Raw genomic sequence first — 17,481 nt, 5'->3', positions numbered from 1 at the left:
ACCCCACCATCCTCCGTGACCTACCCCGAGTTTGAAGCCCGCTGGGCCGCCGCCGGCGGCGCCGAGCGCGCCAACTACGCCCTATTCCTCCACGACCTCTGCCACCTCCTCGGTGTCGAGCCGCCCCAGCCCACCACCGCCCAGCGCCAGCACGATGCCTACGTGCTGGAGCGCGACGTAACCTTCCCCGACGGCACCCACGGCCGCATCGACCTCTACAAGCGCGGCTGCTTTGTGCTCGAAACCAAGCAAGGCACCGATGCCCAGGATGCCGCCGCCCAGCGCGAGCGCCACGACCTAGGCCTCTCGCCCGAGCGCCGCCGCCGCGGCCACGCCCTGCGCGGCACCCGCAAGTGGGATGAAATGATGCAGCAGGCCCGCCACCAGGCCCTCGGCTACGTGCGCGCCCTGCCCCCACAGGAGCCGCGCCCGCCCTTTGTGGTCGTCGTCGATGTGGGCTTCTGCCTCGATCTGTACGCCAACTTCTCGGGCACCACCGATGCCTACGCGCCCTTCCTCGATTTGCTCTCGGGCCTGCCCGAGCGCCGCGAGCAGCAGCGCCACCTAGGGGCCAACGCCTACCGCGTGCGGCTCGCCGATCTGGCCGACGAGCAGGTGCGCCAGCGCCTCGCCCTGCTGTTTACCCAGCCCCAGGAGCTCGACCCCTCGCGCCGCGCCGCCCGCGTAACGCGCGCCCTCGCCGCCCAGCTCGCCGCCCTCAGCCAGCAGCTCGAGCAGGCCGGCCACGCCTCCGAGGTGGTGGCGCAGTTTCTCATGCGCTGCCTCTTCACCATGTTCGCCGAGGATGTGCAGCTCATCCCGCAGGATGCCTTTACCGGCCTGCTGCGCCAGTACCAGCAGGAGGAGCTGCGCGCCCTGCTGCCCGACGTGCTCCAGAGCCTCTGGCACAGCATGGACCTGGGCGGCTTTGCGCCCGCCCTGCACACGCGCCTGCCGCGCTTCAACGGGCAGCTGTTCCACAACGCCACCGCCTTGCCGCTTACCCGCGCCCAAATGGAGCTGCTGCTGCAAGCCGCCGAGGCCGACTGGCGCGAGGTGGAGCCCGCCATTTTCGGCACCCTGCTCGAGCGCGCCCTCGACCCCCACGAGCGCCACCGCCTGGGCGCCCACTACACCCCGCGCCGCTACGTCGAGCGCCTCGTGCTGCCCACCGTGCTCGAGCCCCTGCGCCGCGAGTGGGCCGCCGCGCAAGCCGCCGCCACCCGCCGCCACGACGAAGGCAACGACCAGCAGGCCCGCCAGGAGCTCGTGAAGTTCCTCAACCGCCTCACCTCGCTGCGCATCCTCGACCCCGCCTGCGGCTCCGGCAACTTCCTCTACGTAACGCTCGAGCACCTCAAGCGCCTCGAAGGCGAGGTGCTGGCCGCCATCAACCGCTTCGGCCACTCCCAGATGCTCGATTTGGCCGGCGCCACCACCGTGTCGCCGCAGCAGCTGCTGGGCCTCGAACTGAACCCCCGCGCCGCCGCCATTGCCGATGTGGTGCTGCGCATTGGCTACCTGCAGTGGCACCTGCGCACCCACGGCCCCACCCAGCTGCGCGAGCCCCTGCTCGACAACTACCAGAACATTCGGCAGCAAGACGCCGTGCTGGCCCACGACGCGCCCACGCCCCGCCTCGATGCCCACGGCCAGCCCGTGCGCCGCTGGGACGGCCGCACCACCAAGCTGCACCCCGCCACCGGCCGCGAAGTGCCCGACGAAACCGCCCAGGTGCCCGTGCTCGATTACCCCAATCCGCGCCCCGCCGAGTGGCCCCAAGCCGATTTCATCGTGGGCAACCCGCCGTTCCTAGGCCCAGCCCGCATGCGCGAAGCCCTAGGTGATGGCTACGCCGAAGCCCTGCGCCAGGCCTACAAAGGCCAGGTGCCCGATTCGGCCGATTTGGTAATGTACTGGTGGCACAAAGCCGGGCAGGTTACGGCGCAAGGCCCCACCGAACGCTTCGGCTTCATCACCACCAACAGCCTCAAGCAAACCTTCAACCGCCGCGTGTTGCAGCCCTTCCTCGATGGCGACAACGCGCCGCTCATGCTCGATTTCGCCATTCCCGACCACCCGTGGATTGACAGCGGCGACGGTGCCGCCGTGCGCATCGCCATGACGGTTGCCGAACCTAGGGCCAACGGCCAGGCCACCGGGCAACTGCTCATGGTGAAAAGCGAAGCTGTGGCCGAAGGCGACGAAGCCGCAGACGTTTCGTTCAGTCAGCAGGAGGGGAAGATTTTGGCTGATTTGTCGATAGGAGCGGAGCTGGATTCAGCCAAGCCGCTGAAGGCAAATGAATCAATTGCAAGCCCCGGCGTAAAGCTCCACGGTGCAGGTTTTATTGTTTCACCTGAAACAGCGGCAAGCCTAGGTTTGGGAGTAATTGAAGGCTTGGAGAAGCACATTCGCCCATACCGAAACGGCAGGGATTTGACCGCCAAGCCACGCGAATCAATGGTTATTGATTTGTTTGGGCTTGATGATAAAGAAGTGCTGGTTCGCTTTCCAAATGTTTATCAGCATGTCGTTGAGCAGGTAAAACCAGAGCGAGATGCAAAAGGCAGCTCGAAAGACGGAGCAGCTTACGCACGTCTTTGGTGGCTTTTTGGTAAGCCTCGAAGCGAAATGAGAAAGGCTTTGCGTGGGCTGAACCGTTACATAGCTACTGTTGAAACGGCCAAGCATCGGTTGTTCCAGTTCTTGAATGCCGACGTGTTGCCCGACAACATGCTCATTGCCATTGCTCTTGATGACGCTTTCCACCTAGGGGTTTTGTCAAGCAGAATACATGAAACGTGGTCACTAGCAGCAGGTGGAATTCTTGGTGTTGGTGCAACACCCCGCTACAACAAATCCCGCTGCTTCGACCCATTTCCCTTCCCCGACGCCACGCCCGAGCAGCAGGCGCGCATCCGCGAGCTGGCCGAAACCCTCGACGCGCACCGCAAGCGCCAGCAGGCCCTGCACCCCACGCTCACCCTCACCGACCTCTACAACGTGGTGGAGAAGCTGCGCGCCGGCCACGAGCTCACGGCCAAGGAAAAGCAAACCAACCAGCTGGGCCTCGCCTCCGTGCTCCTGAGCCTGCACCAGCAGCTCGATGCCGCCGTGGCCGAGGCCTACGGCTGGCCCGCCAACCTGCCCGAAGCCGAGCTGCTGCAGCGCCTCGTGCACCTCAACCACCAGCGCGCCCGCGAGGAGCAGGCCGGCCACATCCGCTACCTGCGCCCCGCCTACCAGGCCCCCGAGCAGGTGCAAGCCCACCTAGGGCTGCCCACCCCGGCCCCGGAGGCCGCAGCCCCCAGCGGCAAAGCGCCCAAAGGCAAAGCCGCCAAAGCCAGCCCTGCCGCGCCGGCCTTGGTAGCCGCCGGCGCCGATACCTTCCCGCAGGATTTGGCCCAGCAAATGCAAGCCGTGCGCACCCTCGTACAGCAGTCCGAAGCCCCGCTCACGGCCCGGCAGGTAGCCCAGCAGTTCCGCCGCCTCCGCCCCGAAAAAGTGCAGCCCCTGCTCGATACCCTCGCCGCCCTAGGTTTGCTGCGCCAAACCCCCGAAGGCAGCTATGCCGGGTGATTTGGGTAACAGGTGACAAGTAACAGGTGACAGGCCACTGACGCCCGGCAAGCGGAGCGAAGCACAAACTCCCCTCCTCAGATGAGGAGGGGACGCTTTGGCTTTAGCCAAAGCCGGGGTGGTTGACAATCGTTGCTGACGTTGCTTATACCACAACTAGCATCGAGTACGACCAAAACGAACTGCTGGCAATATCGTTGCTGACGTTGCTTATACCACAACCCGCCGCACCGGCACCCCGCCAAGCCCAGGCGCAGCCAACCAAAAACCAACCCGCCGCGCCGTTAGCCCTGGCCCAGCAGCCACTGCACGGCCGGGCCTTCGTCCATAAAAATCTGCAGGGTATAGGGCTGCGTAGCCGCCTGCGAGGCAGCCACCGTTTGCGCCAGGGCCGCCGTAGCCTGTATGGCCTCCACCCGCGCCGGCGACAACAGGTAAGCCACATACAACTGCGCCGGCCGCAAACCCGCCGCCGCCTCGGGCAGCAAGTGCTGCGCCACCCACCCCGATGAGCTGGCGTTCAGCTCGGCCCGGCGGCGCACATCCACCAGCCAGTGCGTGGCGCGGTGCGCCAGCCCCAGGTGCAGCGCCGCCCGAAAGCCCGCCTGCAGCTCCGCAAACGATACATCGCGCAACCACCGCACCGTCAGCACGCGCAAATCGGGGCGGTACTGCAAGTCGAGGTATTCGGCGTAGAAATCGGCAGCGGTGCTCATACCGCAAACTTACACCGAAGAAACTCCCCTCCTCAGATGAGGAGGGGACGCTTTGGCGGCAGCCAAAGCCGGGGTGGTTGACAATCGTTGCTGACGTTGGGCAGGATGCCGTTCGGCGTTGTTTATGCTGTCATCCCGACGAAGGCAGGGTAACAGACAGAAGCACAACAGCCAATAGCTAACAGCTAAAAGCCAACAGCTTACCGTCCTTCCTGCACCAGCTCGCCGCTGAGCTGGCGCAGCACGGTTTCGGCTTGCTTGGCGTTGAAGCGCGCATCGAGCAAGCGGGCCTCGGCATTTAGCTGGTTGCGCTGGGCTTCGCGCAGGGCCAGCGGCGTGAGCAGGCCCAGGCGGTAGCGCTCCAGGGCAATGGCCACGTTCTGGCGGGCCAGCCGAATGTTGTCTTCTTCGAGCTGCAGCAGCTGCAGGCGGTTTTGGTACTGCAGGTAGGCCTGCTCGGCCGCCGAGGTTACGTTCAGCTGCGTTTGGTCGAGGCGCAGCTTGCTTTGCTCGATGGCAATGCGGGCGTTTTGCTCGAGGCGGCGGCGGTTGAAGCCGTCGAAAATGGGCACCGAGGCCACCACGCCGTAGTTGAAGCCCTGCGTGCGGCCGGTGTTGGTAATGAGGTTGCCCCCGAAAAAGGCCGCGCCGTTTACGTTGCGGTTCAGGCCGTAGCCGCTCGTCAGGTTTACCTGCGGCAGGCGCGAGGCCGCCACCAGCCGCCGGTCGAAGTTGGCAATATCCACACCCAGGCGGGCCTGCTGCAGCTGCGTGTTGCGCTGCTGAATGCCTTGCAGCACGGTTTCGCGCACCAAAGTGTTGCTCACCACAATCGAGTCGGCGGGGCTGAAGTCGGTTTCGGGGGTGCGGCTGAGCAGGTTGTTCAGGTTTACCTTGGCCGTGGCCAGCAACTCCTGCTGCTGAATCAGGGCCGAGCGGTCGGCGTTGAAATCGACCTGCGCCGTAAGCAGCTCCACTTTGGCCGCCACGCCCACGTTCACCTGCGCCTGCGTCAGATCAATGCGCGCCTGCCCGATTTTCAGGGCTTCCTCAAACGCCCGGATTTTGCCCGCCTCGCGCACCACGGCAAAGTACGCATCGGTGATATCGGCCACGGTTTGCTCCACGGTAGCGCGCGTAACCTGCTGCTGCTGGGCCTCCAGGGTGCGCAGCCGGTCGTAGGCGATAAACATGCCCAGGCCGTCGAACACCGTCCAGGTAAGGGCCACGTTGCCGTTCAGCTGGTTGGAGCGGGCACCCTGGGCTACGCTCGGCTCGGGCCGGTTCGAGGCCTCCTGCCGCACGTTGTTGATGGTGTAGTTGCGCGTAAAGTTGCCGTTGACGGTGGGCAGCTGCCCCGCGTTGCCCCGCGTTACGTTGTTGCGCGCAATCTGCTCGTCGCGCTGCGCAATCCGGATACCGTAGTTGTTTTCGAGCCCAATGCTGATGGCCTCCTGCAGCGACAACGCCGGGCCCGGCGCCACCGTGCGGGGCTGCGCCGTTTGCGGGCCGGGGTTGGGTACCGGTGTGGCAGGCCGCTGGGCCTGGGCCAGCTCCGGCAGCAGCAACGATATTGCGACGGGGAATACGAAACGAAGCACTGTTGAGTAATTCAGGACGGTAGGTTGGTTGGGTAGGGAAGGAGCAGCCCTAGGTCGTTGGGCCGAAGCAGGAGCGAAAGAGGCAGTACGGACGTTTTATTAGCTCCTGTCATGTCGAGCAACGCGAGACATCTGGGGTGCTGACGTTGGTTACTAACTGTCATCCTGACGAGGAGCCTCACCCCCCGGCCCCCTCTCCGTGGGAGAGGGGGAGCGGATGCCATCTGGAGTCATTGCGCCAGATGTCTCGCTTCGCTCGACATGACAGCCGCTCCCTAGGTCGCCAAGCTCCCCCTCTCCCCGGAGAGGGGGTTGGGGGGTGAGGCCTACGCCACGGCTGGCTCCTGCACCGGCTTATCGGGCACCTGGGCTTCTTCCTGGGGCTGCACGTGGGCTTTGCGGTTTTTGGCCGTAGCGAAGTACGAGTACATTACCGGCACAATGTACAAGGTGAGTATGGTGGAGAACAGCAGGCCGCCCACCACACCAATACCCATGGCACGGCGGCTCAGGGCACCCGCGCCCGTAGCCAGCGCAATCGGCAGAATACCCAGAATGGCGCACAGCGAGGTCATCAGAATGGGGCGGAAGCGCGTAGCCGAAGCCTCTACCAGCGCCTCCATGTAGTGCACGCCCTGCTCGGCCCGCTGGTTGGCGAATTCCACGATCAGAATACCGTTTTTGGTTACCAGGCCGATCAGCATAATCACGCCGATTTGCGAGAAGATGTTGAGCGACTGGTTGAAGTACCACAAGCTGAGCAGCGCCCCGGCCAAGGCCAGCGGCACCGTTACCATGATGATGGCGGGGTCCTTGAAGCTTTCGAACTGCGCGGCCAGCGTCAGGTAAATCAGCAGCAGCGCCAGCCCGAAGGCAAACAGCAGCGAGGAGGAGCTTTCTTCGAAGTCGCGCGAGGCGCCCGAAAGCTCCGTCGAGAACGTTTCGTCGAGGTTTTCCTGAGCAATGCGGCGCATGGCGGCAATGCCGTCACCCAGGGTTTTGCCCTTGGCCAACGAGGCCGACACCGTGGCCGAGTTGTAGCGGTTGAAGCGGAACAGCTGCGGCGGCGTGCTGCTTTCTTCCAGCCGAATCACGTTGTCGAGCTGCACCAGCTGGCCCTGGCGGTTTTTCACCGTCAGCAGGCGCACGTCTAGGGGTTGGTTGCGGTTTTCGCGCGCCACCTGCCCGATAATCTGGTACTGCTTGCCCTCCCGGATAAAGTAGCCGTAGCGCTGTCCGCTCAGGCCGGCCTGCAGCACCTGCGAAATATCCTGCACCGACACACCTAGGGTTTGCGCCTTTTCGCGGTCGATGATAACGCGCAGCTCGGGCTTGTTGAACTTCAGGTTCACGTCCACGAACTGGAAGGTAGGGTCCTGGCGGGCCGCTTCGAGGAACTTGGGCACGGCCGTGCGCAGCTTCTCGAAGTCCTGGGTTTGCACCACAAACTGCACCGGCAAACCGCCGCCGCCGCCCGAGCCAATGCTTTGGTCCTGCGACACGGAGGTGCGGGCTTCGGAAATCTGCTTCACGCCGGCGCTCAGCACGTCGTTGAGCTGCTGCTGGGTGGCTTCGCGCTTGTCGGCATCCACCAGCAGCACGCGGGCAATGCCCGAGTTGGTGCCGCCGCCCCCGCCAAAGCCCGGCGAGGTTACCGTAAACACGCTGCTCAGGTTCTGGCCCGTCGAGTCGAGCACCACCTTCGTGAGCTTGGCCATGTACTGATCCATGAACTCGAACGAAGCGCCCTCGGGGCCGGTGGCGTTTACGTTGATGCGGCTGCGGTCTTCCACCGGGGCCAGCTCCGAGGGTATCGTCTGGAAGAAGTAGTACGAGCCACCTAGGGTAGCCAGCACCACCACCCAGGCCCAATGGCGTGCGGCCAGAAAGGACTCGAGGCTGCTGCGGTAGCCGTTGGTGAGCTTCTCGAAGAAAGGCTCGGTTTTGCGGTAAAACCAGTTGGGCTTGTCCTGATGCTTCAGCAGGCGCGAGCACATCATGGGCGTGAGCGTAAGCGACACGAAGGCCGAAATCAGCACCGAGCCCGCCACCACAATGCCGAACTCGCGGAACAAGCGCCCCGTGATGCCCTCCAGGAATACCACCGGCAAGAATACCGCCGCCAGTACTACCGTGGTCGACACGATGGCGAAGAAGATTTCGGCCGAGCCTTTCTGGGCGGCCTCCATCGGCGACTCGCCCGCCTCGATGCGGGCGTAGATGTTCTCAAGCACCACAATGGCGTCGTCGACCACCAGGCCAATGGCCAGCACGATGCCCAGCATCGTCAGCACGTTGATGGAGAAGTTGAGTAGGTACATCACGAAGAAGATACCCACCAACGACACCGGAATGGCCACCACCGGAATGAGCGTGGAGCGCCAGTCGCGCAAGAACAGGAAGATGATAACCACCACCAGCACAAAGGCCTCGAAGATGGTTTTGCGCACCTCGGCCAGCGAGTTGCGGATGAAGATGGAGTTGTCGAAGCCGGGGCTCAGCTTCAGGTCCTGGGGCAGGTCGCCGCGGTATTGCTCGAGGCGCTTGTTAAACTCGTCGGCAATTTCAATCTGATTGGAGCCCGGCTGCGGAATCACGGCCATGCCCACCATCGGCACGCCGTTCACCCGGAAGATGGTCTGGTCGTTTTCGGGGTACAGCTCGGCGTAGCCCACATCCGACATGCGAATAAGCGAAGTGGAGTCGCGGCGCAAAATCAGGTTGTTGAAATCCTTTTCCGACGACAGCCGGCCCATGGTGCGCAGCGTGAGCTGGGTGTTGGCGCCCTGCACCGCGCCCGAGGGCAGCTCCACGTTTTCGCGGGCCAGGGCCTGCTGCACCTCCACGGGGCTCACGCGCAGCGCGGTAAGGCGCACCGGATCGAGCCACAGGCGCATGGAGTATTTCCGCTCGCCGTACACGCGCACTTCCGATACGCCCGGAATCGTCTGGAGGCGCTCCTTCAGGGTGTTGTTGGCGTAGTCGGTCAGCTCCAGCAGGCTGCGCTTGTCGGAGCTGAGGTAGGTCATCACAATCGGCTGCGAGTCGGCGTTGGCCTTGCTCACGGTGGCCGGGTCCATGTCGCGCGGCAGGCGGCCCGCCGCCCCCGATACCTTGTCGCGCACGTCGTTGGCGGCGGCCTCCAGGTCGGTTTCCAGGTCGAACTCTACGGTAATCGTCGAGCGGCCGTCGCGCGAGGTCGAGGTCAGGTTTTTAATGCCCGCAATGCCGTTCAGGGCTTCTTCGAGCGGCTCCGTCACCTGCGACTGAATCACGTCGGCCGAGGCCCCGGTGTAGTTCGAGGACACGGTGATAATCGGCGGATCGACGCTCGGGTACTCGCGCACCGAGAGGTAGCGGTACCCGATTACGCCGAACAGCACGATAACCAGACTCATCACAATGGCGAGTACCGGCCGGCTAATACTGGTGGATGATAAACTCATGGATTCGCTGGTTTCCGGTTTAGCCCGCAGAAGACGCAGAACGACTCAGCGCCCTCTGCGCAAACTGCTGTGCCTTCTGCGGGCTAAAATCAACTACACTTTACTTCTGCACCTTAATCTTATCCCCCGGCTTCACCTGCAGGATGCCGGTGCGCATAATGGTGTCGCCGGCACCTAGGCCCTCGGTTACCTGAATCAGCTTTTCGGAGCGGATGCCGATTTTTACGGGCTGGGGCTGGGCCTTGCCGCCTACTACCTTAAATACGCGGTAGCCGCTGGCCTCGGGCGTAACGGCCTCGGTGGGCACCTGAATGGCTTCCTCCACCTGCCCGATCTGCAGATTGACGCGCACAAACGCGCCGGGGCGCAGCTCCTGCTTGGTGTTGGGGTAGGTAGCCCGCACCGAGAGCGTGCGCGAAACCGGGTCGATTTGCGGGTTGATGGCGTACACCCGGGCCAGGTATTTTTTGCCGTTGGCTTCGTCGAGCACCTCCACCTCGTCGCCGGCCTTCACGGCATTGGCGTAGCGGCCCGGCACGGCAAAGTCTACCTTAACCGGCGTAATGCGCGACACCGTGGTAATCGGCGTGTTGGGCGACACGTAAGCGCCCTGCGACACCGAGCGCAGCCCGGCAATGCCGCTGAACGGGGCCCGCACGTAGGCCTTGGCCAGCTGGGCCTGCAGGGCCTGCAAATCGGCGCGGGCCGTGAGCAGCTGGTTGTTGGCCTGCTCGTACTCCTGCTGGCTGATAAACTCTTTTTCGAGCAGGGTGCGCTGGCGCTTTTCCTGGTCGCTGAACAGCTTGATGTTGTAGCGCAGCTTTTGCAGCTGGGCCTGTATTTCGTCGGCGTTGATGGTAAGCAGCAGCTGGCCTTTGCTCACGGGCTGCCCCTCCCGAAAGTTGAGGCTGGTAATGCGCCCGTTGATTTCGCTGCGAATCGTCACCTGCTCGTCGGCCAGCACCGAGCCCGTGGCGGCTACGGCATCGGTGAGGCGCGTGGGCTGCACCACGTACACCTGCGCCGGCACGGCACCGCCGCGGCCGCCCGGCCCGCCCTTGCCGCCACCGGCTGCGCCGGGGCCGCCTTTGCCCGCGCCGCCTCCTTTGCCGCCCTCGGCGGTAGGCGAGGGGAAAAACTTCATCTTAACAAACGCCAGCGCGGCTACCACGGCCACGGCCAGCAGCCACCAACGCCACGCCCCGCCGCGGCGGGGTTCGGGGTCGTACGCGTTGTGCACGTTCGCGGAGTCGGTTAGCGGCTCAATTTGTGGCATGAGGAAGGGTAAGTAAGAACGCAAAAAGTGCGGGGCGTGGGCCCCATTCGGCAAGACCGCCTATAACAACCTAGGGCAAACAAAAAGTTTTGACGTGGATGCAGCGCTGCGTCGGTTCAGCTTCCACGGACACAAAAAAAGCCTGCGCGTTGCAGGCTTTTTCTGAAAAAAACGGGGCCGGCAGCCCGCGTTTATTACATAGCGCGCTGGTTGATATAGCCTTTGGCCAGGTCATTCAGCTTGGTGTCAGTGAGTTGCTCCTCTTGCAGGGTTTGCGAGAGCAGCGAGGCGGCCTCGGTGTGGCCCAGGCGCTCGGCAAAGTGGCGGGCGGTGCCGTAGCCCGAAATTTCGTAGTGCTCGATGCGCTGCGAAGCGGCAATCAGGGCGGCGTCTTTTACCTCGTGGGTAGCGTTTTCGCTCAGGGTTTCCTTGCCTTCGGCTACCAGCCCCTGCATGGCTTTGCAGGTGTGGCCACCTAGGTCGAGGTTAAGGCCGCGGCCGATCTGCTCCAGGCGGGCAACCTGGTTTTGGGTTTCCTGCAGGTGCATTTCGAATGCCTGGCGCAAGCGCGGGTCGTTGGCTTCCTGGGCCATCATCGGCAGGGCTTTCACCAGCTGCGTTTCGGCGCTGTACAAGTCTTTCAGTTGCTCGGCGAACAGGTCTTCGAGCGAGTTCAGTTTGCCTTCAAAGAATGCCATAAGAAAAGGTGTTTGGGTGATTAGGAATGGGTACTGATTGATGCGGAGGTAACTAGCGGCTTAGTGGGCATGATGTACGCACCGAGGCAAAGCAGGGTTGAGAGCGGGCGGCATCTTCTGCGCTATTCGCGCAACTTGATGCTGGCTTGCCGGGGGCGTTTCTGTACCTTGCGGGTCGCATGGCTCTTCGTAGTTCCCGCCGTACCGTTGCCCCGCAGCTTGCGCTGGCGCCCGTGCCCCTGGCCGAGCTGCTGCGCCGCGTGCGCGATGTTTTGTCGCTGGCTTTCGACGATGCCTACTGGGTGACGGCCGAAATAGCCGAGCTTACCTTGCCGCGCTTTGGCGCCGGCCATTGCTACCTCACCCTCACCGACCCCGCGGCCGCCGGCCTGGGCGGCGCCGAGGTGCGCACGCAGGTGCGGGCCACCATCTGGCGCAACCGCTACGAGGTGCTGGGCCCCCACTTCGAGCAGCAAACCGGGCAGCCGCTCCGCGCGGGCATGCGCGTGCTGGCCCGCTGCCAGGTGCGGTTTCACGAGCAGTACGGCCTGAGCCTCGATATCATTGCCCTCGACGCCTCCTACACCGTGGGCGACCTGGCCCGGCAGCGCGCCGAAACCATTGCCAAGCTCGAAGCGCGCGATTTGCTGCAGCGCAACAAGCGCCTTTCGTTGGCGCTGGCGCCGCAGCGCCTGGCCGTAATCTCGTCGGCTACGGCCGCGGGCTGGCAGGACTTTGTGCGCCAGCTGGAGGAGGCACCCTATGCCTTTAGCGTGGCGCTGTTTCCGGCGGCCATGCAAGGGCAGGAGGCCCCGGCCAGCATCCTGGGGGCGCTGGAGCAAATCCGGCGGCAGCGCCGCCATTTCGATGCTGTCGTCATCATTCGGGGCGGTGGCTCGCGCACCGATTTGCTGTGCTTCGACGACTACGGGCTGGCGGCGGGCATCGGCGCGTTTCCGCTGCCCGTGCTCACCGGCATCGGCCACGACCGCGACGAAGCCGTGGCCGACCTCACGGCCCACACCGCCCTGAAAACGCCCACCGCTGTGGCCATATTTCTGGTGGAGCGGCTGGCCCGCCTCGAGGCCGCCCTCGATGGCTACGGCGTGCGCATTCATGAGCTGTGCACCCAGCAGCTGGGCCACTACAGCGCGGGGCTGCAGCGCCTAGCTCGGCAGGTGGTGCAGCTTAGCCAGGGGCGCATCGGCCAGGAGCAAACCACCTTGCGGCAGCGCCTGCGCCGCGCCACCGAGGCTCCCCGCGAGGCCCTGCAGCGAGAAGCCCGGCAGCTAACCCAGCAGCAGCAACACCTGCGCCGCGCGGCCCTGCAGGCCGCCGACCGCCAGCGCCGGCACGTGCGCCACCTAGGCCGGCTGGTGCTGCGCCGCTTCCGGCAGCTGCACCAGCGCCGCCGCGAGGCCTTGCTGCGGCAGCGCTACCAGCTTGAGGTTGCCGCCGTGCGCGCCACCGCCCGCCACGCCCTGGCCCTGGCTGCCGCCATTACCCGCCACGCCGCCCACGATCCGCAGCACCTGGGGCGGCGCGGCTACCTGCGCGCCGACAGCCTGCAGCCCATTACGCCCACCACGCCCGCCGGCACCCTGCTGCTGCTGCAATTGCCCGAAGGCCCCTTGCCGGTGCAGGTGGTCGATCTGGCTGCTACTTCCGATCCGCTTTCCCTCTAGTATGCCTACCCCCGACGCTACCTCGCCCGACCGTACCTACCGCGACGCCATTGCCGAGCTCGAAACGCTGCTCCGCCGCCTCGAAACCGAGAACGTAGACGTCGACGACCTTACCGCCAACGCCCAGCGTGCCGCCGAGCTGATCCGCTTTTGCAAGCAACGCCTGCGCACCGCCGAGGCCACCCTCGACCGCGTGTTCGACGCCCTCGACGACGAAGACGACGAGCCCGCCACCACCGCCGCCGACGACGATGCCTTGTAGCCGCTCGGTTAGGCCAGGCGCTCAGGTGTTTGGGTGAGGCCGGGTGCGCCAAGCAGGGTGCTAACGGCCACTAAACCCGGCTGTTGGGTGGGCGTCAGGCATTCGGCACCTAGGGCTGCCGCTGCCCACACGACACCGCCGGGAAAATAAACCCAGCAAAGCGTTTAGTTGAGGCAGTCTTCGAATCCTGTTGCATTCGGATAACAATATATTTGTGCGCCTTATTCCCAAGGCTTATTGCTTTTCTCTCATTCCACCTCTCAACAACCTTTACCCACAATGACATTTTCCGGCGACGAAGGCAGCTTCATCAGCGAAGCAGACGGTGTAGCCCTCACCAAGCGTTACCAGGAGTGCGGCCTCAACCCCAATAAAGCCATATTTCTGGGCAAGGAGCACCTGCGCAAGCTTCTGGAGCAAGACGGTGCCCAGGGCATCCGCTTTTATTTCGGGCTGAAAGACGACGAGAAGCTGACGCTGGTGGCCGTAGCCGCCAACGCCGAGGGCAACGACCTCGATTCGTTGGTGCTAAACCGCGGCTTCGAATGCCCTGATAACTGCGCGCACAACAGTCCGTTCTGCGCCGAGTAACCGCTTACCCTATGCCAACGCCCATTCCCGAGTGGCTGGATATATTGAGCACCCTCCTGAACCGCGCGTCCATGTTTGGCGTGCTCGTGCCCGCAGTATTGGGGGTGTGGCGTTGGCGTAGCCTTTCCAAACCGGCGCACATCCTGGTTTGGTACTTCGCGTTTTGGAGCGCCGATGCCTTCGTGGATATGTGGAGCCGCAAGGTGCTGCACACCAACATGTACCTGTTCCACGTTACGGTGCTCGTCGAAACCTGGCTGCTGGGCTGGGCTTACTACCACGCGTTGCAGCAACCTTGGGTAAAGCGCTGGCTGCCGGTGGTGGGGGTAGCGTTTACGCTGGTGTGTCTGGCCGATGCGTTCTGGTGGTCGGGTCTTCATCGGCCCAACGTGTACGCCCGCGCCGTGCAGGTGGTGCTCATGATTACGCTCGTGCTGCTCTACTTCGAGCAGTGGCTGCAGCAATTGCGCGCCCTCAACCCCTGGTACGACTTTATGTTTCTGGTGAGCGTGGCCCAGGCTATTTACTACGCCGGTTCTGTTACCAGCTACCTGCTGAAATCAGAGAAAGGGGCTGCCGGTCGGTGGATGTCCGTCATCATCGACGGTACCTACCTGGCAGGGCTGGTACTGATGACGCTGGCATTGTGGCGCGATGGCCGCCCGCACCCCCAAAATCAGCCTAAGCGCACCATTGCCTAGGGGCGCGCCGGAGTAATTGCCCAGGGCTTAGCCGCTGGCGCCCAGTTACCACGTGGGTTGTCGGTGCAGTAAATCCGCGCGCTTCTGCGTAGTTTTATTGCCTCAAGCTGATATACTTACGGCTTGCCGCCCCGGAACAATACCGATATGTTGAATTCTTCTTTATATTAGATTGTGGCTATTCTTAAGCCGTGTATTTATCCGCTTCGTGTTCAATGAGTCCCTTGCTTACATCATTACTCCTCGTAACGCCGGTACTGCTGTTGCTTACCGTGGGCATCGTGGGGTTTGTGCTGCGCTACCAGCGGCGCCTGCTGCTGCAACAAGAGGAACTGCGCCACGAGCGTGAGCAGGCCCAGTCGCAAGCGCTGGAGGCGGCCCTGTTTGCACAGGAAGAAGAGCGCCGCCGCATCGCGGCCGATCTGCACGATGCCGTGGGTACCATGCTTTCTATCGTAAAGCTGCACCTGAGCGCCATGCCCGAGTCGACGGCCACCAGCGAAATGTCGGGCATGCTCGATCAGGCCATTTCCGAGGTGCGGCGCATTTCGCGCAACCTGCTGCCGGCCGTGCTCGAAAAGTTCGGACTCTCGTTTGCCCTCGAAACCTTGTGCCGCGCGGTGCCCGAGGGCGGCGCCCGGGTAGTGCTGCAGCAGCTTGGCGAACCCCGGCGCATGTCGGCCAAGCACGAGCTGGCCGTGTACCGCGTGGTGCAAGAGTTGATCGGCAACGGGCTGAAGCACGCCAACGCCAACGAAATCGTGGTGCGCCTGCAGTTCGGCCCCGATCGGCTGGGCATCGAATACGCCGACGACGGTGTGGGTTTTAACCTGACTGCCACCGAGGCCCAACCCGCTTCCGGCACACGCTCGGGCTTGGGTTTAACCAACTTACGTAGCCGGGTTGTCGTTTTGCGGGGTATATTGCGCCACGAGTCGGCTCCCGGAGCCGGCACCCGCGTCTGGATTTCCTTTCCGGCTGTTTACCTGCCTGCCACTACCGCTACCAACCCTGCAGCAACACCTGTTTCCGTATCGTTAGCCTCATGAGCCCCACTATCCGAGTAGCTATTGCCGACGACCACATCCTGTTCCGGAAAGGCCTGCGGGCCCTGCTTACCGCGTTCGACGAGGTAGAAGTACTATTTGAGGCCGGCGACGGGCAGGAGCTGCTCGAACGCATCGATGCCCTGACGCACCATCCCGACGTAGTGCTGATGGATTTGCAGATGCCCGTGCTCGACGGCCTGCAAACCACCCGCCTGCTGCGCGTGCAGTACCCCGCCATCCGCATCATCATCATCTCGATGCACGACGAGCCCGAGCTGATCGACAGCCTGAAAGCCGAGGGCGCGTACGGCTACCTGCTGAAGAACGCCAACCCCGAAGAAATGCGCCGCCTGATTAAAGGAGCGGTGGCGCATACAGTAGTGGCGTAGCCCCACCCAGGCCCAGCGCGCCAAAGCATCATGAAATTTCTGTACGTAAAGCAGCGCGCCCGGCGCCTGCTTGGCTTGGCGGGGCTGTTGGCAGCCACCGCACCGGCCGCTATGGCCCAGCACGGCCGCCACTACATCAACCTGCAAACGCAGGTGCTGCCGGCCCCGTTTCGGCCGGGGCGCATTGTGCGCGTGCTCGATGCCCGCCCCGACCGCACCCACGTAGGCTGGGTGCAAACCGGCCTCGACAACAACCGCGTGGCCGCCGACTTTAAGGAAGGCCTGGCCGCAGCCTTCGAGAAGGTACTAAGCACCGCTCCGCCCGCCCTCGATACTGTGCGCTACGCCCTGCGGGTGCACCAGTTTACGGTGGGCGAAATCACGACGGCTAATTCCGAAGCTGCCAGCGCCGACCTCGTAGCCGACTTGCTGCGCCTGCGGCCCGATGGGCAGTACGATTTGCTGGCCCGCAGTGCCGTTGCCGTGGAGCGCAAGGGCATTGAGGTAACCGGTATGCACGCCGGCAATGCTGCCCAGGTGTTGCAGCAGTGTCTGGCCCGGTTCGAGCAGAGCGCGCCGGCCCAGCTGCCGGCGCTGGCCGTGCTAAGTCCCGAGCAGGCTGCCCAGCCCGAGGCCTCGCTGGTGTCGTTGCTGCCGCTGCCTTTCCTGGCGGAGGCCAAGCATCGCCCCGGCGTGTACCAAACCCTGGCCGAGCTGCAGCAAAACGCGCCGGGCATCAATAGGGTAGTAGCCCTGAGCAAAACGCCGCGCAAAAAAGAGTGGGCCGGCACCGACGACGTGGAGCTATACTACGTGGCCGAAAACGGCGTGCGCACCCCCGTGCGCAACGTGTGGGGCTACTGCGACGGCCGCGACGTATACATACTGTACCGGCGCGACTACTACCTGCTCACGCCCACGCCCGAGGGCTTTGAGTTTCTGGCTCCCAGTGCCCCCAAAGGCTCCGAGGTAATGGCCGGCGCCATGCTCGGCGGCGTGGTGGGCGCAGGCATTGCCGCCGCGGCTTCGGGTGGGTACCCGCAGCGCCACAGCGTAAATTTGTTTACCGGGCGCATTACGGCGCTGCCGCTGGAAAGCAAGTTTGCGGACGCCAGCCCGACCAGTGTCGAGGGGCGCATAGTAGTGTACCGCCGCCGGCCCGAGGCGGCGCCCGTGGCCGTTTCGGCCAACGGCCTGGCCGTGGGCCAGCTCAGCCCCGAAACCGTGAGCGTAGCCCTGCCCTGGGCCGATAAGCGGCGCGCGGCCAAGCTATGCGTAGGCAGTGGCGCCGCGGCCTCCGAAGCCTGCACCGAGGCCCTGCCCCTGGCCGGCGAAACCTTGTATTACGAGTTGGAGGCCACGGGTACTGGCGCCAACTTTAAGCCGGTATCAGCCAAGGAGGCGTTGTTCGAAATAAGGCGCGCCGAGCTGCGGGCCCGCGCTGCCAAGTAACAGGCGGCCACCTTGGTACCTAGGGCTGCACTC

At 64.0% G+C, this 17,481-nt stretch carries 13 protein-coding genes; 8 read left to right on the top strand and 5 right to left on the bottom strand.

The window, feature by feature from the left end:
- The first annotated feature begins 15 nt into the window (after positions 1-15).
- A complete protein-coding gene (locus OIS50_RS09665) occupies positions 16-3,582 on the top strand; it encodes a class I SAM-dependent DNA methyltransferase (RefSeq protein ID WP_264694296.1) in 3,567 nt (1,188 codons plus the stop codon).
- A 284-nt stretch (positions 3,583-3,866) separates the two neighbouring features.
- Here the strand turns inward: OIS50_RS09665 and OIS50_RS09660 are convergent, their stop codons facing one another.
- The 5 genes from OIS50_RS09660 to OIS50_RS09640 all read right to left on the bottom strand — a co-directional run bounded on the left by OIS50_RS09660 (position 3,867) and on the right by OIS50_RS09640 (position 11,319).
- On the bottom strand, positions 3,867-4,298 hold the full coding sequence (locus tag OIS50_RS09660) for a hypothetical protein (RefSeq protein WP_264694294.1): 432 nt from the start codon (positions 4,296-4,298) through the stop codon (positions 3,867-3,869).
- Positions 4,299-4,498: 200 nt separating this feature from the next.
- Positions 4,499-5,899 carry a TolC family protein gene (locus OIS50_RS09655; RefSeq protein WP_264694292.1) on the bottom strand — a complete coding sequence of 467 codons (1,401 nt, stop codon included), beginning with the start codon at positions 5,897-5,899 and terminating at the stop codon, positions 4,499-4,501.
- A gap of 326 nt (positions 5,900-6,225) precedes the next feature.
- On the bottom strand, positions 6,226-9,345 hold the full coding sequence (locus tag OIS50_RS09650; RefSeq protein ID WP_264694290.1) for an efflux RND transporter permease subunit: 3,120 nt from the start codon (positions 9,343-9,345) through the stop codon (positions 6,226-6,228).
- A 100-nt stretch (positions 9,346-9,445) separates the two neighbouring features.
- Positions 9,446-10,621 (bottom strand): efflux RND transporter periplasmic adaptor subunit, encoded by a 1,176-nt coding sequence (locus OIS50_RS09645; protein ID WP_264694288.1) that lies wholly within the window; start codon positions 10,619-10,621, stop codon positions 9,446-9,448.
- A 194-nt stretch (positions 10,622-10,815) separates the two neighbouring features.
- Complete coding sequence (locus tag OIS50_RS09640) at positions 10,816-11,319, bottom strand: YciE/YciF ferroxidase family protein (RefSeq protein WP_264694286.1); 504 nt, start codon at positions 11,317-11,319, stop codon at positions 10,816-10,818.
- 179 nt (positions 11,320-11,498) lie between these two features.
- Between OIS50_RS09640 and xseA the strand changes: the two genes are divergently transcribed.
- From xseA to OIS50_RS09605, 7 genes are all read left to right on the top strand, one after another.
- Positions 11,499-13,004: an exodeoxyribonuclease VII large subunit gene (xseA, locus tag OIS50_RS09635; protein ID WP_264694284.1), complete on the top strand. Its 1,506-nt coding sequence runs from the start codon at positions 11,499-11,501 to the stop codon at positions 13,002-13,004.
- 1 nt (position 13,005) lies between these two features.
- A complete protein-coding gene (gene xseB / locus OIS50_RS09630; protein WP_264694282.1) occupies positions 13,006-13,266 on the top strand; it encodes an exodeoxyribonuclease VII small subunit in 261 nt (86 codons plus the stop codon).
- A 279-nt stretch (positions 13,267-13,545) separates the two neighbouring features.
- Positions 13,546-13,857 carry a hypothetical protein gene (locus OIS50_RS09625; RefSeq protein WP_264694280.1) on the top strand — a complete coding sequence of 104 codons (312 nt, stop codon included), beginning with the start codon at positions 13,546-13,548 and terminating at the stop codon, positions 13,855-13,857.
- Between the two features lie 11 nt (positions 13,858-13,868).
- Complete coding sequence (locus OIS50_RS09620) at positions 13,869-14,558, top strand: hypothetical protein (protein WP_264694278.1); 690 nt, start codon at positions 13,869-13,871, stop codon at positions 14,556-14,558.
- 215 nt (positions 14,559-14,773) lie between these two features.
- A complete protein-coding gene (locus OIS50_RS09615; RefSeq protein WP_264694276.1) occupies positions 14,774-15,607 on the top strand; it encodes a sensor histidine kinase in 834 nt (277 codons plus the stop codon).
- Positions 15,604-15,996 carry a response regulator gene (locus tag OIS50_RS09610; RefSeq protein WP_264694275.1) on the top strand — a complete coding sequence of 131 codons (393 nt, stop codon included), beginning with the start codon at positions 15,604-15,606 and terminating at the stop codon, positions 15,994-15,996. Before OIS50_RS09615 ends, OIS50_RS09610 begins: the two co-directional genes overlap by 4 nt.
- Before the next feature lie 30 nt (positions 15,997-16,026).
- Positions 16,027-17,448 carry a hypothetical protein gene (locus OIS50_RS09605; RefSeq protein ID WP_264694273.1) on the top strand — a complete coding sequence of 474 codons (1,422 nt, stop codon included), beginning with the start codon at positions 16,027-16,029 and terminating at the stop codon, positions 17,446-17,448.
- The last annotated feature ends 33 nt before the right edge of the window (positions 17,449-17,481 follow it).

This window comes from Hymenobacter sp. YIM 151858-1 (assembly GCF_025979705.1).
Taxonomy (GTDB): domain Bacteria; phylum Bacteroidota; class Bacteroidia; order Cytophagales; family Hymenobacteraceae; genus Solirubrum.
Note: the sequence above shows the minus strand (reverse complement) of the source record. Positions and strands in the feature narration are given on the sequence as shown.